The following is a 16,794-nucleotide window of genomic DNA, read 5'->3' as shown; positions in this document are numbered from 1 at the left end:
GGGCAAGCGAGGGGGGATCAGGCGAGGATCAGCGCGGCCAGCGCGAGGGCGAGCGCCGGGGGCATGACGAGGACGCCGAGCTTCAGGAACGCCCAGGCTGAGACGTTCTCGCCCTCGCGGCGGATCGCGGTGAGCCAGAGGATGGTCGCGAGCGAGCCCGTGACCGAGAGGTTCGGCCCGAGATCGACGCCGATCAGGATCGCGCCCGCGACCTTCTCCGGGACGTGGGCCGCCTGCACCGCGGCGCCGGCCAGCAGGCCCGCCGGCAGGTTGTTCACGAGGTTCGAGCCGAAGGCGACGAGGGCGCCGCCGGCCCAGGCCGCGGCGGCCGGATCGCCCTGCGCGGCCCGGCCCAGGACGTCGGCGAGCCGCGCGAGCAGTCCGGTCGTCTCCAGGGCCTCGACCAGGATGAACAGCCCGGCGACCAGCGGCAGCACGCCCCAGGACACGTCTTTCGCCACCGCGACCAGGCCGCCCCGGTTGATCGCGAGCACGACGAGGGTGGTGGCAAGGCCGGCGACGAAGGTCGGCAGGCCGAGTTCGATCCCGGCGGCCGAGGCACCGATCAGGGCCGCGCCGGTGGCGACGATGCCGAGGCCCGCGACCGCGCCGCCGCGCCCGAGGGCCGGCGTCTCGATCCGGGTCGCCACCGTCTCGGCCTTCAGCCGCGCATTCTGGGTCAGGCGCAGGACGATGTAGGTCGCCACGATCGCGAGGAGGGAGGGCAGGGTGAAGGTCGCGAGCCACTGCCCCAGCGGCGGCATGTGCTCGGCGAAGACGACGAGGTTGGCCGGATTCGAGATCGGCAGCACGAAGCTCGCCGCGTTGGCGATGAAGGCGCAGATGAACAGGTAGGGCAGGGGCTGCTTCACGCCGGCGGCCCGAGTCGCGGCGAAGACGGCCGGCGTCAGCACCACCGCGCAGGCATCGTTCGAGAGGAAGACCGTGACCAGCGTGCCGACGACGTAGACGAGCAGGAACAGCCGCGTCGCCGAACCCTTCGCGGCCCGCACCGCGTGGGCGGCGAGCCAGTCGAACAGCCCCTCCTTCCGGGCGATCTCGGAGAGCAGCATCATCCCGATGAGGAAGAGGTAGACGTCCGTGCCCTTGGCCGCGCCCTCCAGGGCGGCCTGCCAGGGGATCAGGCCGAGGAGGACGAGGAGCGCCGCGCCGGCCACCGCCCAGACCGCCTCCGGCCAGGAGAAGGGGCGCAGGATCACGCCGAGGGTCGCGAGCGCGGCGATGCCCCAGGTCGCCGCGTTCGGGTTCTGGATGAGCGCGCCCATCGGCGTCGGGCTTCCTTGTGGCGGGGTGGGTCACCGGGGTCGGCTCGGCGCGGAGGGCGCCATGGCGGGAGCCCCGGTTCAAGCGGGATCGTGCGCGGCCCCTCCGAGAGCCCGAACCCCCGACGGTCTCCGTATCGATGCCGGCCCGGCCACTTCAAGGGCCACGTCGCGGGCCGTCGCCGCTCAAGTTTCCGCGCGCCTCGCCGTTCCGGATCAATCCATCACAACGACGCGATTCTCATGCGAGCCCGGCGGGTGGGATCGGGACGAGCGCTTTTTTCCAAGCCTCACGAGGTTTCGGGGCCGCGTCGCGACTCGCCGGTGTGCTGTCGATGTGCCGGAATGCGATGAAGCGGGCAGGGCGGAACAGCGTCCCGGAGCGCCGGTTTCCCGAGGGTTCATCACGCCGGAAAAGAAGGAGATCCGCCATGAAGGCCCTGACCTTCGCTCTCGCAAGCACCCTCCTGCTCACGCCTGCCGCCTTCGCCGCCGAAGGGTCGGGCACTAGCCGCTCCGGTACCGCCGACAGGACGGGGCCGAACGATGCCGGTTCCGGAGCCTCGCCCGGAGCGGCCGGAAGCGGCCCCACCTCCGGCGACAAGAGCCGATCCGGCACGGCCAACAGCACGGGGCCCAACGATGCCGGCTCCGGCGCCTCACCCGGCGCCCAGGGCAAAGGCCACGAGGCCCGATAAGAAGGGCCTCTCGGCGGGTCTCACCGGACGGCAAAGGGGCATCCGGGTTCCGCGCGGTTCCCGAATGCCCCTTCGCGATGTCCGATGCGCCGACCCGTCTCCGTGAGGAGAGGGTCGGGCGGGATCGGTCGTCCCTTCGGCCGCCCCTTCGGGATCAGTCGTTCTTCACCGTGCCGTCCGGGCCGACCTTGACCTCCTGCTCGCGGTCGGTGAGCGCCAGCTTGATCTCGTACTCGACCGCGTTGCCCTCGCGCTCCACCTCGGCCTCGTAGGCCTTGCTGCCGGGCGCCTTGCCCTCGGCGAGCGCGATCGCGTCCTTCAGCGAGACCTTGGCATTCTGGAAGTCGCTCGCCTTCAGCCGGGTGAAGTAGCGCTCGATCGGCTGGTTCTCGCTCTTGAAGAGTTCGCCCGTGTCGGCGTTGATGCCGTGCTCGACGAGCTTGCCGCTCGGATACACGACCTTGATCGCGTAGCGCGCCGGGTTCTTGCTGTCGGCCTTCTCGAAATCGGCATCGATCGCCTTGCCGCCCTTCTCCTCGCCCTCGGCCTTGCCCTCGGCGGTGGCGATGGCCTGGGCCAGGCCGATCTTGGCCGACTTGGCGACCTGCCACTCCTTGAGGTCGCTGTTGGACTTGGTGGCCTCCGTCGCGCTCGGCGCACGGCCGGTGTTCTCCGGGTTCTTGGTCAGGTCCGGGTTCTGGGCCGTGGCCATACCCGTCATCAGGGCGAGGAGGCCGGTGGCGGCGGTGAGGCGCAGGAGATTCGTCTTCGTCGTCATGGCGGGTTCCCGTTCTCGGGGTTGGTTGCGGTCCACTGAACGGTCCAAACCGCCGCTTGGTTGCGGCGCGTCATGACGTTCGAAGCCTGCTGGTACTGCCGCTCCTGCGCGCCACCGAAGGCCCATGGCCGGACCGATGCGGTCGGCGGTCGTCGTCGGCCTTGACATATATGCGATATGAAAATAACTAATTCGCATATCAAATATAAGATCGTTCGAGAGCGCATCCATGGGTCCCGTCGAGTCCGAGGCCGCCTTCCTGGCGCGCTACGATCCCGCCGATTACGCGCGGCCGGCCGTCGCCGTCGATCTGGTTCTGCTGGGGCTCTCCGGCGGCCGTCCCGCCCTCCTGCTGCTGCGGCGCGACCGCCACCCGCATGCGGGGCGACACGCGCTGCCCGGCGGCTTCGTCGGGATCGACGAGTCGCTGGATGACGCCGCCGCCCGCGTCCTGGTGGAGAAGGCGGGCGGGGCGCGGGCGCATCTGGAGCAGCTCTACACCTTCGGCGCCGTCGAGCGGGATCCGCGCATGCGCATCGTCACGGTCGCCCATCTCGCGCTCCTGACCGAGGCGGCCTTCGCCGAGGCGCTGGCGCGGGCCCCGGCCCTGCAGCCCGGCACGGTCACGGCGTCGGATGAGGGATCCGTGACGGTCCGCGCGGCCGACGGCGCGGCGCTCACCCTCGCCTTCGACCACGCCGAGATCGTCGCCCTCGCCCTGCGGCGGCTGCAGGGCAAGCTCGATTATTCGGAGGTCGGCTTCGCCTTGCTGCCGGAGCTCTTCACCCTGCGCCAGCTTCAGGACGTGCACGAGGCGATCCTCGGCACGCGCCTCAACAAGCCCGCCTTCCGCCGCCGCATGCTCGACCGCGGCTGGCTCGAACCCACCGGCCAATTCGAGACAGGCACGTCCTACCGCCCGGCCGAGCTGTACCGCTTTCTTCGAATCCCCTCGCAAACCCCCTCGCAAACGCTCTCGAAAGGAGACTGACATGGCCACGATCCGCCGCTTCGGCGTTCTCTCCCAGCTTCGGAGCGAGGCCAGCCACTACGTGGTCCGCTACCGCGACGGCCGCCCGCGTCAGAGCGGGCGCGGCCTCGTCTTCTGGTTCCGGCCGGAGACCGCGAGCATCAGCGAACTGCCGATGGACGACCGCGAGATGACGCTGTTCGTGCGCGGCCGCAGCAGCGACTTCCAGACCGTGGCGGTCCAGGGCAGCATCGGCTGGCACGTCGCCGATCCCGAGCGGCTCGCGAGCCGGATCGACTTCTCCCTCGACCTGCGCACCGGCCGGCTCCAGGGCGAGCCGGTCGAGCGGATCGAGGCGCGCATCGCCGGGCTCGCCAACCAGACCGTGCTGCAGTTTCTGGGACAGGCGCCGGTGCGTGCGCTGCTCGATGCCGGGCCGGAATCCTTGCGCGGGCAATTGCAGGCGGCGCTCGCCGCCGAGCCGTCGCTGGCTGAGATCGGCGTCGCCGTGGTCTCGGTGCGGCTCACCAATCTCGCCCCGTCGAGCGAGCTGGAGCGCGCGCTGCAGACGCCGACCTACGAGGCACTGCAGCAGAAGGCCGACGAGGCGACCTTCGCCCGACGGGCGCTGGCCGTGGAGAAGGAACGCGCCATCGCCGAGAACGAACTCGCCACCCGGACCGAACTCGCCCGGCGCGAGAGCCTGCTGATCGCCGAGGAGGCGCAGAACGCCCGCAACCGGGCGCAAGGACGGGCCGGGGCGGAAGGGATCGAGGCCGGCGCCGAGGCCGAGCGCATCCGCATGGTCGAGGGCGCGCGGGCCGAGGCCGAGCGGGCGCGGGTCGCGATCTACCGCGACGTGGCGCCGGGCACCCTGCTCGGCCTCGCCGCCCAGGCCCTGGCGGGCAAGCTCGACACGATCGAGCACGTCAACGTCACCCCGGACCTGCTGGCCAGCCTGCTCGGCGAGGTCCGCCGATCCCCCGGCCTCCCGGCCCGCTGAAGGAGGGCTCCATGGCCGCGCTCACCCCGCGGGCGGTCTTCGTCACCCGCGAGACCGATTACGAACTCCTGATCGCCCGGCACGCCACCAGGGGACAGGCCCGCTTCTTCCTGGAGAGCCGTGGTCAGGGGCTCGCCGCGGTCGAGGCGCGCCACGAGCGTTTCCACGCGGTGCTGGCGCAAGCGCGGGCCGCGGTGCCGGGCGAGTGGCGCCAGGCTCTGGTGCGGCGGGCCGATCTCGACCGCTTCCTGTTCGGCCCCGACGACGTGGTCGTCGCCGTTGGACAGGACGGTCTGATCGCCAACGTCGCGAAATATCTCGGTGCGCAGCCGGTGATCGGCGTGAACCCGGCGCCCGACCTCTATGACGGCGTGCTGGTCCGCAACCCCGTCGAGCGGCTCTCCCGGCTGCTGCCGGCGAGCGTCGCGGGCGATGTGGCCGTTGAGCGACGCACCATGGTCGAGGCGGTGATCGACGGGACCGAGCGCCTGTTCGCCCTCAACGAGATCTTCGTCGGCCACCGCAGCCACCAATCCGCCCGCTACCGGATCGAGGTCGGGCAAGAGGGCATGGAGGCGCGTGAGGAGGGCGAGGAGCATTCCTCCAGCGGGCTCATCGTCGCCTCCGGCACCGGCGCCACCGGCTGGGCCCGCTCGATCCGTGAGGCGACCGGGCTCGACCTGTCGCTCGCCCCCGGCGAGCGAGCGGTGGGCTACTGGGTGCGCGAGCCGTTCCCCAGCGTTGCCACCGCCACACGGCTGCGGGCCGGCAAGATCACCGACACGCCGCTGCACGTCACCTCGCGGATGAACGAGGGCGGCGTGGTCTTCGCCGACGGGATCGAGCAGGACTTTCTGGGGTTCGGCTGGGGCCGACAGGTGCGGATCGCACCGGCCGAGCGGGCCCTGCACCTCGTGACCGGGTGAGCCGCGCATGCGCCGCGGCTTCGGCGTGTTCGGCAGCACCGGTTCCCTGGCCGCCCATCCCGTATAGGAAGAGCGTGCGGGACATCCGGGCGGGTTGCCGGCCCACGATCATTCGTTGGGCCCGATCCTGTCGTAAAACCGCCAAGGGTGCCGATCATGGGGCGGGTGACCGCGCGCGCCGTGAGCGTCGGCGCGAGGTTCGACCGATCCGGGAATGAGCAGCACGTGGAATCGGCAGCAGAGCATCGGAGGGGCGGCCTCGCCGAGGCGGGGCGGCACGACGAGGGACCGGGCGGAAGCCGCGGCGGCCGGGCTATCCTGCGGGGGGCCGCGCGCCCCGACCTGATCCGCCGGGAGACGCTCGCCGCCCTGTTCCGGGCGAGCGCGCGGGAGCGGGCCGATGCGCCCTGCCTGATCGACGCCGCCGCGCCCGGCGCGGACGGTCCCCGCCCGGTCCTGACTTATGCGCAGGTCGATGCCCGCTCCGACGCCCTCGCCGCAGGGCTGTCCGCCCGCGGTATCGGGCCGGGGGATGTGGTGGGCCTATGGATGGCCCGCGGCACCGAACTGCTGATCGCGCAGATCGGCATCGCCAAATCCGGCGCCGCCTGGCTTCCCTTCGACGCGGAGGCGCCCGCCGACCGCGTCGCGGTCTGCCTGGGCGATGCCGAGGCCAAGGCGCTCCTCGTCTCGGAGGCGCTGCGCCCCCAGGCGCCGGAGGGCACGCCCGCGCTGACGACGTCTGAGGTGCTGGCGGCGGGGCAGGGCGCCTCTGCGCCCGATCTCGATGCTGCCGGGCTGACCCCGGCGCACCCGGCCTACCTGATCTACACCTCGGGCTCGACCGGCGTGCCGAAGGGCATCGTCATCAGCCACGCCAACATCTGCCACTTCCTGCGCTCGGGCAACGCCGTCTACGGCCTCCGCGCCGACGACGTGGTGTTCCAGGGCGCCTCGGTGGCCTTCGATCTCTCGATGGAGGAGATCTGGGTCCCCTATCTCGTCGGCGCCTGCCTGTTCGTGGCGAGCCCCGCGATGATGGGCGATGTCGAGTCGCTGCCCGCGATCATCGCGCAGGCCGGCATCACCGTGCTCGACACGGTGCCGACCCTGCTCGCGATGATCCCCGGCGATCTGCCGAGCGTCCGCCTCGTCCTGCTCGGGGGAGAGGCCCTGCCCGAGCCGCTGGTGGCGCGCTGGGCGACCGGTGAGCGGCGCCTGTTCAACACCTACGGCCCGACGGAAGCCACCGTGGTGGCGACCGCCGCCGAGATGCGGCCGGGCCGGCCCGTCACCATCGGCGGCCCGATCCCGAATTACTCCGTCTATGTCGCCGACGAGGCCCTGAACCTGCTCGGGCCCGGCGAGCAAGGCGAATTGCTGATCGGCGGCCCCGGCGTCGCGGCGGGCTATCTCAAGCGGCCCGAACTGACGGCGGAGAAATTCGTCGCCAACCCCTACCCGTCCGACGGGACCGACCCGGTGCTCTACCGCTCGGGCGACGCCGTCTCGATGACGACGGAGGGCGACATCGTCTTCCACGGCCGCATCGACGATCAGGTCAAAATCCGCGGCTTTCGCGTCGAGCTCGGCGAGATCGAGGCCCGCATCCGGGGCGAGGCGGGCATCAACCAGGCCGCGGTGGTCCTGCGCCGCGACGATGAGGTCGATCGCCTCGTGGCTTTCCTCGTGCCCGAGCGCGGCGCCGGGCTCGACCGGGCGGCGCTCCGCAAGAGCCTGGCCGCGCAGATGCCGCCCTACATGGTGCCCGGCCATTTCGAGACGGTCGAGACCCTGCCCCGGCTCACCTCCGGCAAGGTCGACCGCAAGGCCCTGCGGATTGCCCCCCTGACGGTCGCGGTGGCCGAGGGCGAGCAGGAGCCCCCCGACAACGAGACCGAGGCGGCGCTGCTGGCCGCCGCCAAGACGGTGTTCGGCGATGGGCCGATCGGGCTTGAGGCCGACTTCTTCTCCGAACTCGGCGGCCACTCGCTGCTCGCCGCCCGCTTCGTCGGCGCGGTGCGCGCGACGCCGGCGCTCGCCGGCATCACCCTGCAGGACGTCTATACCGGTCGCAAGCTCCGGGCGATGGCGGCGAGCCTGATCGAGCGCACCGGCGGCGTCGGCGCGCAGACCGCGATCCGGGACCTGAGCTTCACGCCGCCCCCGCTCCTGCGGCGCGCCCTGTGCGGGCTGGCCCAGGCGGCGGCTCTCCCGTTCGTCATCGCGCTCGCCACCGCGCAGTGGCTCGGCATCTTCGTCACCTACCTGTTGCTGACCGGCGGGGGCTTAGGCTTCTGGGGCGAGCTCGGCGTCCTGCTGCTCGTCTATATCGGCATCAACGCGGTGACGGCGGCGATCGCGATTGCCGCCAAGTGGCTGATCCTCGGGCGGACCAAACCGGGCCGCTACCCGCTCTGGGGCGTCTATTATTACCGCTGGTGGCTGGCGCAGCGCCTGACGCCGCTGGTCCATATCAAGTGGCTCCAGGGCTCGCCCGCCATCGTCGCCTATCTGCGGCTGCTCGGCGCCAGGATCGGCGACGACGTGCTGGTCTCCGACCTCGACGTGGGGGCTGCCGACCTCCTCACCGTCGGCCGCGGATCCTCGCTCGGCGGGCGCCTCGTCATCGCCAATGCCGAGGTGGTCGGCAACGAACTCGTCATCGGCTCCGTCGAGATCGGCGAGGATGTCGCCATCGGCGCCTCCTGCGTCATCGGCCCCGGCGTGGTGATCGGGGATCATGCCGAGATCGCCGACCTCACTACCGTGCCCGCCGGCACCGAGATCGGCCCGGCCGAGGCCTGGGACGGCTCGCCCGGCCGCCGGGTCGGCACCGTCGACTTCTCCGCGCTGCCCGAGCCTGCCACCGCCTCGCCCGCCCGCCGGGCGGCGTTCGGCGCGGTCTACGCCTTCCTGCTCGCGGCGGTGCCGGCGGTCGGCCTGCTGCCGATCTTCCCGGCCTTCTACATGTTCGACCAGATCTCCGATCACCTCTCGGAGATCACCGACGTCGATTACCACGTCTACCTGCCGCTGCTGACCTGGCCCACCGCCATGCTGATGACGGCGGGCACGGTGCTGCTCATCGCCGCGATCCGCTGGGCGGTGCTGCCGCGGAAGACCTCCGGCACGTTCTCGATCTGGTCGGGCTTCTACCTGCGCAAGTGGCTGGTGGCGCTCGCCTCCGAGGTGACGCTGGAGACGCTCTCCTCGCTGTTCGCCACCGTCTACATGCGGGCGTGGTACCGGCTGATGGGGGCAAGGATGGGCCGGGGCGCCGAGATCTCGACCAATCTCGGCTCGCGCCACGACCTCGTCTCGGTCGGGCCCAACAACTTCATCGCCGACGAGGTGGTGGTCGGCGAGGAGGAGATCCGCCGCGGCTGGATGCACCTTCACACCGTCGAGACCGGCGCCCGCGTCTTCGTCGGCAATGACGGCGTGCTGCCGCCGGGCACGCGGCTGCCCGACGACGTGCTGATCGGCATCAAGTCGAAGCCGCCGGCCAACGCGGCGATGGGGCCGGGCGAGACGTGGTTCGGCTCGCCGCCGATCCGCCTGCCGGTGCGCCAGAAGGTCGATCTCGGATCCGCCGCCCAGACCTTCCAGCCGAGCGTGGGGGCCAAGCTGCGGCGCGGCCTGTTCGAGGCCTTCGCCACCTCGTTCTCGCCGATGCTCTACATCTCGCTCGCCATCTGCGCGATCGACTGGGTGTTCTACCCGGCAATCCTCGCCGAGGATTGGGGCGGGCTGGCGCTCGCCTTCGTGCTCGCGAGCGTGATCATCGCGCTGATCCAGACGAGCAGCGTCATCGCCCTCAAGTGGCTGCTGATGGGGCGCTACCGCCCCGGCATGCGGCCGATGTGGTCGTGGTGGGCAATGCGCACCGAGGCCATCGCGGTGGCCTATTGGGGCTTGGCCGGCAAGGTTCTGCTGGAGCACCTGACCGGCACGCCCTTCCTGCCCTGGGCGCTGCGGCTGTTCGGCGTGAAGGTGGGCCGGGGCACCTGCCTGCTGATGACCGACATCACCGAGTTCGACTGCGTCGAGATCGGCGATTACGTCACCATCAACCGCTCGGCAGCGCTCCAGACCCACCTCTACGAGGACCGCATCATGAAGGTCGGGCGCGTCGTGGTCGGGCGCGGCGTCTCGGTCGGGGCGTTCTCCACCGTCCTCTACGACAGCCATGTCGGCGACTATGCGCGGCTGCGCCCGCTCACCATCGTGATGAAGGGCGAGTCGATCCCGGCGCATTCGGAATGGGAGGGCGCGCCCGCCGTGCCGGTGGTGCACGCGGTGGCGGAGCCGGTGGCGCGGGCGGCGTGACGGCTCTTGCAGAACGTACCATTATCGGTACATTTTGTTATGTCTGCCGTGCCGACCATCCCTCTCGTCTTCTATCGAAGCGCTGCAGGCCATGAGCCGGTCCGCGAGTGGCTGAGGGGATTGCCGCTGGAGGACAAGCGCGTCGTCGGCTTCGACGTTCGTCGTGTTCAACTGGGTTGGCCGATCGGGTTGCCGGTCTGTCGGCCCATGGCGGGCGGATTGTTCGAGGTGCGTTCGACGTTGCCGAGCCGACGCGAAGCCCGCCTGCTGTTCGGGTTCCACGAAGGCCAGCTGATTGCCCTGCATGCCTTCGTCAAGAAGGCGCAGCGGACGCCGGCGGCAGAGCTTGAACTGGCACGGCGGCGCTTAAAGGAAGTGACGAGATGAGAGCGGACAGCCCCCATATCGGATCGAGCTTCGAGAGCTGGCTCGAAGCCGAGGGCATTGCCGAAGAGGTGAAGGCGGCGGCGGCCAAGAGCATCATCGCCGAGCAGATCGCATCGGAGATGAAGCGCCAGAAGATCAGCAAGGTTCGGATGGCCGAACTCATGCAGACGAGCCGCGCTCAGGTCGACCGTCTCCTCGACCCGTCGAATGGCGCCGCGACGTTGGAATCCCTGGTGCGCGCCGCTCGCGCGGTTGGACGGGATTTGCGGGTCGAACTCGTATGAATGCAGCCCGCTGGTCGGGCCAGCGGGCTGACGCGGATCACGCCACCTCGGTCTTCGTCCCGAGGCGCTTGTCGAGATAGGTGTCGACCGTCTGGGTCAACTCGTCGACCTTGCCGTCGAAGAAGTGGTTGGCGCCCTCGACCATCTGGTGCTCGATGATGACGCCCTTCTGCGTCTTCACCTTCTCGATCACCGGGATCACCTCGCGGGCCGGCGCCACCCGGTCTTCCGAGCCGTGCACGAACAGGCCGGAGGAGGGGCAGGGCGCCAGGAAGGTGAAGTCGTAGCGGTTGGCCATGGCGGCGATCGAGATGAAGCCCTCGATCTCGGGGCGGCGCATCAGCAACTGCATGCCGATCCACGAGCCGAACGACACGCCCGCAATCCAGCAGGACTTCGCCTCCGGGTTGACCGACTGGACCCAGTCCAGCGCCGCGGCCGCGTCGGACAATTCGCCCGAGCCGTGGTCGAACGCGCCCTGGCTGCGACCGACCCCGCGGAAATTGAAGCGCAGGGCTGCGAATCCGCGATTGGCGAAGGTGTAGAAAAGATTGTACACAATTTGATTGTTCATCGTGCCCCCGAACTGGGGGTGCGGGTGGAGCACGATCGCGATCGGCGCCCCCTTTTTCTTGGGGGCCTGGTAACGGCCTTCCAGACGGCCGGCGGGGCCGGAGAAAATGACTTCGGGCATGGTGTCCTCGAGATGATCCGACCCTCACCCCGCGCTTTCGCGAAGGCATGGGGGCTGAGCCGGTCACGGCTTGACTCGTTGCGCGCGCCACCTACAAGCGCTCTTAGAATAATTCTAGGCGATTAGAACAATTCTAAACTGTTCGTCGGGCCTCGACCTGCGATGCAAGGGCGCGTTTCGCGCGGCTTAGCACGGGGGAGGGGGGCGAAATCAAGAAAATCAGGATCTGGCAGGACGATACGGAGCGCAACGGCAGGATGACGTCAGGCGGGCGCAGCTATCTCGATCACAATGCGACCTCTCCGGTGCGTCCGGAAGTCGCGGCGGCGGTCGTGCGCGCCCTCGAACTGCCCGGCAATCCCTCCTCGATCCACGCCGAGGGCCGCGCGGCGCGCCACGCGCTGCAGACGGCACGGGCGCGGCTCGCGGCTCTGCTCGGTGCGAATCCGGAGCGCGTCACCTTCACCAGCGGCGGTACGGAAGCCGCCAACGCCGTGCTCTCCGGCGCCCTGAGCAAGACCGGCCTGCCTGCCCCCACCCGGTTGATGATCTCGGCCACCGAGCATCCCTGCGTCACCGCGGGCCACCGCTTCGCGCCGGACGCGGTCGAGGTGCTGCCGGTGGACGAGAGCGGCCTGCTGCGGCTCGACGTCCTCGCGGCCCGGCTCGAAGCCTGCCGGAACGAGACCGTGCTGATCTCGGTCCATGCGGCCAACAACGAGACCGGGGCGGTGCAGCCGCTGGCCGAGATCGTGCGGCTCGCCCGCGCCCACGGTCGGGCTCTGGTTCACAGCGATGCGGTGCAGGCGGTCGGAAAGATCCCGCTCGATTTTTCCGCGCTCGGCCTCGATGCCCTGACCCTGTCAGGCCACAAGTTCGCCGCACCGAAAGGCGTCGGCGCGATGGTGCTGGCCGAGGGTGTGAGCCTGGAGGCGGCCTTCCTGCGCGGCGGCGGCCAGGAGGCGCGCCTGCGCGGCGGCACCGAGAACCTTTCGGGGATCGTCGGTCTGGGCGAGGCGGCGATGATCGCCCAGGATGCTCTGGAAGCCGAGGCGACGCGGCTCGCGGGTTTGCGCGATGCCCTCGAAGGACGCCTGCGGGCGCTCGCTCCGGACCTCGTGGTGTTCGGGGAGGGCGCGCCGCGCCTGCCCAACACCCTCCTCTTCGCCGTGCCGGGGCTGGAAGCCGCGACGGCGCTGATCGCCCTTGATCTTGCCGGCCTGTCCGTCTCGTCGGGTTCGGCCTGCGCCTCGGGCAAGGTGGCCCGCTCCCCCGTCCTCGCGGCGATGGGCGTGAGCCCTGCGCTCGCCGCAGGGGCGCTGCGCGTCAGCTTCGGGTGGAATTCGCGTGCGGATGACCCGTCACGCTTCGTTTCGGGGTTCGAACGGGTCGTTTCGTCCCTATATCAGCGGCGAGGGCAGGCAGCCTGAGGAACGCTCAGCGCCGCCCGCCCAAGCCATTTTTTTCGGCGCTCACCCCGCCGTTTCGTTGGAAACCCCCGGTCCTTGACGCCGGAGTCGGTAGGAGACGTTGAATGCCTGCAGTGCAGGAGACCATTGATCGGGTCCGTTCAATCGACATCGATCAGTACAAGTACGGTTTCGAGACCGTGATCGAGATGGAGAAGTCCGAGAAAGGCCTCTCCGAGGACGTGATCCGCTTCATCTCGGCCAAGAAGAACGAGCCGGAATGGATGCTCGCGTGGCGCCTCGACGCCTACAAGCGCTGGCTCACGATGAAGGAGCCGGAATGGGCTCGGGTCGAGTACGACCGGGTCGATTACAACAACATCTACTACTACGCCGCGCCGAAGCGTAAGGGCCCGGAATCGCTCGATGAGATCGATCCCGAGATCCTGAAGACCTACGAGAAGCTCGGCATCCCGCTGCGCGAGGTCGAGATGCTGGAAGGCATCGCGCCCGAGCGTCGCGTCGCGGTCGATGCGGTGTTCGACTCCGTCTCGGTCGCCACCACCTTCCGCAAGGAGCTGGAGAAGGCCGGTGTGATCTTCATGCCGATCTCCGAGGCCATCCGCGAGTACCCGGACCTCGTGAAGCAGTATCTCGGCTCGGTCGTGCCGGTAACCGATAACTTCTTCGCGACCCTGAACTCGGCGGTCTTCTCGGACGGGTCGTTCGTCTACATCCCGCCGGGCGTGCGCTGCCCGATGGAGCTGTCGACCTATTTCCGCATCAACGAGCGCGATACCGGCCAGTTCGAGCGCACGCTCATCATCGCCGACAAGGGGTCCTACGTCTCGTATCTGGAGGGCTGCACCGCCCCGAAGCGCGACGACAACCAGCTCCACGCCGCGGTGGTCGAGCTCGTCGCCCTTGAGGATGCCGAGATCAAGTACTCGACCGTCCAGAACTGGTACCCCGGCGACAACGAGGGCAAGGGCGGCATTTACAACTTCGTGACCAAGCGCGGCGATTGCCGCGGTGCCCGCTCGAAGATTTCGTGGACGCAGGTCGAGACCGGCTCGGCGATCACCTGGAAGTACCCGTCCTGCATCCTGCGCGGCGACGATTCCCGCGGCGAGTTCTACTCGATCGCGGTGTCGAACGGCATGCAGCAGGTCGATTCCGGCACCAAGATGATCCATCTCGGCAAGAACACGACCAGCCGGATCATCTCGAAGGGCATCTCGGCCGGCCGCTCGCAGAACACCTACAGGGGTCTCGTCTCGGCCCACAAGAAGGCCAAGGGCGCGCGCAACTTCACCAACTGCGACAGCTTGCTGATCGGCGACCAGTGCGGGGCGCACACCGTGCCCTACATCGAGTCGAAGAACGCCTCCGCGGTGTTCGAGCACGAGGCCACGACCTCGAAGATCTCCGAGGACCAGAAGTTCTACTGCCTGCAGCGCGGCCTCTCCGAGGAGGAGGCGACCGCACTCATCGTCAACGGCTTCGTCCGTGACGTGCTGCAGCAGCTGCCGATGGAGTTCGCGGTCGAGGCCCAGAAGCTGATCTCGATCAGCCTCGAAGGCTCGGTGGGCTGACGACCTTCGAGACGGACGTGCTGCGCGCGGCCCACCGGCACAGCGCGCGGCACGCCGACGAGGTGAGGAGCAGTGCCGTGTGCGGCTGCTTCTACTGCCTGAACACGTTCGCGCCGGACGAGATCGGAGAGTGGATTGCCGATGAAGGCACCGCCCTCTGTCCCCGGTGCGGCGTCGACGCAGTCATCGGTGACCTGTCCGGCCATCCGGCCGGGAGTGTCACCTTCCTGCGGGCGATGCATCAGGAATGGTTTTAAAGGACTTGGACGGACATGCTTGAGATCAAAAACCTCGTCGTGCAGATCGAGGACAACCGCATCCTCAACGGCCTGAATCTGACCGTGAACGACGGCGAGGTCGCCGCGATCATGGGCCCGAACGGCTCGGGCAAGTCGACGCTCTCCTACGTCATCGCCGGCAAGGAGGACTACGAGGTCCTCGACGGCGAGATCCTGCTCGACGGGCAGAACGTGCTGGAGATGGCAGCCGACGAGCGCGCCGCCGCCGGCATCTTCCTCGCCTTCCAGTACCCGCTGGAGATCCCCGGCGTCGGCACGATGACCTTCCTCAAGGCGTGCCTCAATGCGCAGCGCAAGGCCCGCGGCGAGGCCGAGCTCTCGACCCCCGACTTCATCCGCGCGGTGAACGCAGCGGCCGACAAGCTCGAGATCAACAAGGAGATGCTCAAGCGCGCGCTCAACGTCGGCTTCTCCGGCGGCGAGAAGAAGCGCATGGAGATCCTCCAGATGGCGCTGCTGCAGCCGAAGTTCTGCGTGCTCGACGAGACCGATTCCGGCCTCGACATCGACGCGCTGCGCATCGTCTCCGAGGGTGTGAACGCGCTGCGCGCGCAGGGCCGCTCCTTCCTCGTCATCACCCACTACCAGCGGCTCCTCAACCACATCGTGCCGGACACCGTGCACGTCATGTCGAAGGGCCAGATCGTGAAGACCGGCGGCAAGGAACTGGCGCTGGAGCTCGAGGCCTCAGGCTACGCCGAGTACCGCACGAGCGAGGCTGCGTAATGGCCGACGTCACCAATCTCCGCTCCCCCGCAGAGGCCGGGCTCTCCAAGCTGTTCGAGTCCTCGCGCAAGGCCTTCGCCAGCGAGTCCGCGATCAGCCGCGAGGAGGCATTCCGCTTCTTCGAGGCGACCGGCCTGCCGAGCCGCCGGGTCGAGGCGTTCAAGTACACCGACCTGCGCGCCGCCATCGTGGAGGCCGCCCCGCCCGCCGAAGCGCCGAGCGAGGACGCGGCCCGGGCCACAGCCGCGGGCGCGAAGGGCTTCACCGACGTCGAGGCCATCCGCCTCACCTTCGTCAACGGCCATCTCGTGGCCGCCCTGTCGGATCTCGACCGGGTTCCCGAAGGCGTAACGGTCACGCCGCTCAACGAGGCGCTGGCGCAGGGCGATGCCCGTCTCAAGCTGCTCGCTCCCGTCGAGCAGGTGCGCGAAAACCCGATCTATCAGCTCAACACCGCCTTCCTGGCGGACGGCGCGCTGGTCTCGGTCGCGCCCGGCGCCAAGCCGCAGACGCCGATCCACCTGCGCTTCATCGGCACGGGTGAGGCCGCCTTCTCGACCGCGACCCGCATTCTGGTCGAGGTCGGCGCCGGCGCGGAGTTCTTCCTGCTGGAGAGCCATGAGGGGCCGTCCGGGCTGACCTACCAGCCCAACGACGCGCTCGACGTGCATATCGGCGCCGAGGCCGCCTTCCGTCACACCCGGCTCAACCGGGAAGGCGATGCGGCCATCGCCCTCTCGACGCTGTCCGTGCGCCTCGACGCGCGGGCGCAACTCGAGACCGTCAATCTCGTGACCGGGGCCAAGCTCTCGCGTCACCAGATCTACCTGCACGTCGCGGGCGAGGACGCCAACGCGGTCGTCAACGGCGCGACGCTGCTGGGCCACGGCCAACTCGCGGATTCGACCCTGCTCGCCGATCATGCGGCGACGGGCGGCGTCGGCCGCGAGATGTTCAAGACGGTGATCGACGGCGATTCCACCGGCGTGTTCCAGGGCAAGATCATCGTCCGCCAGGTCGCGCAGCAGACCGACGGAAAGATGAAGTCCGACTGCCTGCTCCTGACCGATGACGGTCAGATGATGAACAAGCCGGAGCTGGAGATCTTCGCCGACGACGTCGCCTGCGGCCACGGCGCCACCTGCGGTGCGCCGGACGAGGATCTGCTGTTCTACCTCATGGCCCGCGGCCTGCCGCGCGCCACCGCCGAGAGCCTGCTGGTCCAGGCCTTCGTCGGCGAGGCGGTGGAGACCGTCACGCACGAGGGCGCGCGCGACGCGCTGATCGGCGGGATCGAGGCTTGGCTGGCGGCGCGCGGCTGACCCTGCCGGCCGGCTCCCGCCGGGAGCCGGCCGAGCTCATTGACGCCGAACCTGTTCCGGCGGGCGGCGATGGACCCGGATAGCACAG

At 69.4% G+C, this 16,794-nt stretch carries 15 protein-coding genes; 12 read left to right on the top strand and 3 right to left on the bottom strand.

The features are described 5' to 3' along the window. Window positions 1-17 precede the first annotated feature (17 nt). Window positions 18-1,286, bottom strand: coding sequence for an arsenic transporter (locus tag MFF24_RS09950; protein WP_238224332.1), 1,269 nt, complete (start codon window positions 1,284-1,286; stop codon window positions 18-20). A gap of 428 nt (window positions 1,287-1,714) precedes the next feature. Here MFF24_RS09950 and MFF24_RS09945 point away from each other — a divergent pair, with 428 nt between their 5' ends. Continuing rightward, complete coding sequence (locus tag MFF24_RS09945) at window positions 1,715-1,981, top strand: hypothetical protein (RefSeq protein WP_108941708.1); 267 nt, start codon at window positions 1,715-1,717, stop codon at window positions 1,979-1,981. A 154-nt stretch (window positions 1,982-2,135) separates the two neighbouring features. On the opposite strand, the gene MFF24_RS09940 is transcribed toward MFF24_RS09945, so the two are convergent. Continuing rightward, a complete protein-coding gene (locus MFF24_RS09940; RefSeq protein WP_108941709.1) occupies window positions 2,136-2,759 on the bottom strand; it encodes a PepSY domain-containing protein in 624 nt (207 codons plus the stop codon). 229 nt (window positions 2,760-2,988) lie between these two features. Here MFF24_RS09940 and MFF24_RS09935 point away from each other — a divergent pair, with 229 nt between their 5' ends. From MFF24_RS09935 to MFF24_RS09910, 6 genes are all read left to right on the top strand, one after another. Next, window positions 2,989-3,750 (top strand): NUDIX hydrolase, encoded by a 762-nt coding sequence (locus tag MFF24_RS09935; protein WP_238224330.1) that lies wholly within the window; start codon window positions 2,989-2,991, stop codon window positions 3,748-3,750. 1 nt (window position 3,751) lies between these two features. Next, window positions 3,752-4,732 (top strand): SPFH domain-containing protein, encoded by a 981-nt coding sequence (locus MFF24_RS09930; RefSeq protein ID WP_238224315.1) that lies wholly within the window; start codon window positions 3,752-3,754, stop codon window positions 4,730-4,732. A gap of 11 nt (window positions 4,733-4,743) precedes the next feature. Then, window positions 4,744-5,658, top strand: a complete 915-nt coding sequence (locus tag MFF24_RS09925; RefSeq protein WP_238224313.1) for an NAD(+)/NADH kinase — start codon at window positions 4,744-4,746, stop codon at window positions 5,656-5,658. Between the two features lie 225 nt (window positions 5,659-5,883). Beyond that, window positions 5,884-9,990 (top strand): Pls/PosA family non-ribosomal peptide synthetase, encoded by a 4,107-nt coding sequence (locus MFF24_RS09920; protein WP_238224311.1) that lies wholly within the window; start codon window positions 5,884-5,886, stop codon window positions 9,988-9,990. Window positions 9,991-10,029: 39 nt separating this feature from the next. Beyond that, window positions 10,030-10,377 (top strand): type II toxin-antitoxin system RelE/ParE family toxin, encoded by a 348-nt coding sequence (locus tag MFF24_RS09915; RefSeq protein WP_238224309.1) that lies wholly within the window; start codon window positions 10,030-10,032, stop codon window positions 10,375-10,377. After that, on the top strand, window positions 10,374-10,661 hold the full coding sequence (locus MFF24_RS09910) for a helix-turn-helix domain-containing protein (RefSeq protein ID WP_238224307.1): 288 nt from the start codon (window positions 10,374-10,376) through the stop codon (window positions 10,659-10,661). Before MFF24_RS09915 ends, MFF24_RS09910 begins: the two co-directional genes overlap by 4 nt. 37 nt (window positions 10,662-10,698) lie before the next feature. Here MFF24_RS09910 and MFF24_RS09905 read toward each other — a convergent pair whose 3' ends face one another. After that, window positions 10,699-11,355, bottom strand: coding sequence for an alpha/beta hydrolase (locus MFF24_RS09905; RefSeq protein ID WP_238224305.1), 657 nt, complete (start codon window positions 11,353-11,355; stop codon window positions 10,699-10,701). A gap of 257 nt (window positions 11,356-11,612) precedes the next feature. On the opposite strand from MFF24_RS09905, the gene MFF24_RS09900 reads away from it, so the two are divergent. The 5 genes from MFF24_RS09900 to MFF24_RS09880 all read left to right on the top strand — a co-directional run bounded on the left by MFF24_RS09900 (window position 11,613) and on the right by MFF24_RS09880 (window position 16,706). Next, complete coding sequence (locus MFF24_RS09900) at window positions 11,613-12,785, top strand: cysteine desulfurase family protein (RefSeq protein WP_238224304.1); 1,173 nt, start codon at window positions 11,613-11,615, stop codon at window positions 12,783-12,785. A 104-nt stretch (window positions 12,786-12,889) separates the two neighbouring features. Beyond that, the gene (gene sufB / locus MFF24_RS09895; protein WP_108941715.1) at window positions 12,890-14,359 is read left to right on the top strand and encodes a Fe-S cluster assembly protein SufB; all 1,470 of its coding nucleotides are present in this window, start codon (window positions 12,890-12,892) and stop codon (window positions 14,357-14,359) included. Between the two features lie 17 nt (window positions 14,360-14,376). After that, the gene (locus tag MFF24_RS09890) at window positions 14,377-14,616 is read left to right on the top strand and encodes a cytoplasmic protein (protein ID WP_166060560.1); all 240 of its coding nucleotides are present in this window, start codon (window positions 14,377-14,379) and stop codon (window positions 14,614-14,616) included. Between the two features lie 15 nt (window positions 14,617-14,631). Beyond that, complete coding sequence (sufC, locus tag MFF24_RS09885; RefSeq protein ID WP_004446364.1) at window positions 14,632-15,384, top strand: Fe-S cluster assembly ATPase SufC; 753 nt, start codon at window positions 14,632-14,634, stop codon at window positions 15,382-15,384. After that, entirely contained in the window at window positions 15,384-16,706 is a 1,323-nt protein-coding gene (locus MFF24_RS09880) for a SufB/SufD family protein (RefSeq protein WP_238224303.1), read from the top strand. The genes sufC and MFF24_RS09880 overlap by 1 nt, the downstream gene beginning before the upstream one ends. Window positions 16,707-16,794: the final 88 nt, after the last annotated feature.

This window comes from Methylorubrum aminovorans (assembly GCF_022179725.1).
Taxonomy (GTDB): Bacteria; Pseudomonadota; Alphaproteobacteria; order Rhizobiales; family Beijerinckiaceae; genus Methylobacterium; species Methylobacterium aminovorans.
The sequence above is the reverse complement of the archived record's forward strand: the minus strand, read 5'-3'. Positions and strand labels throughout refer to the sequence as shown.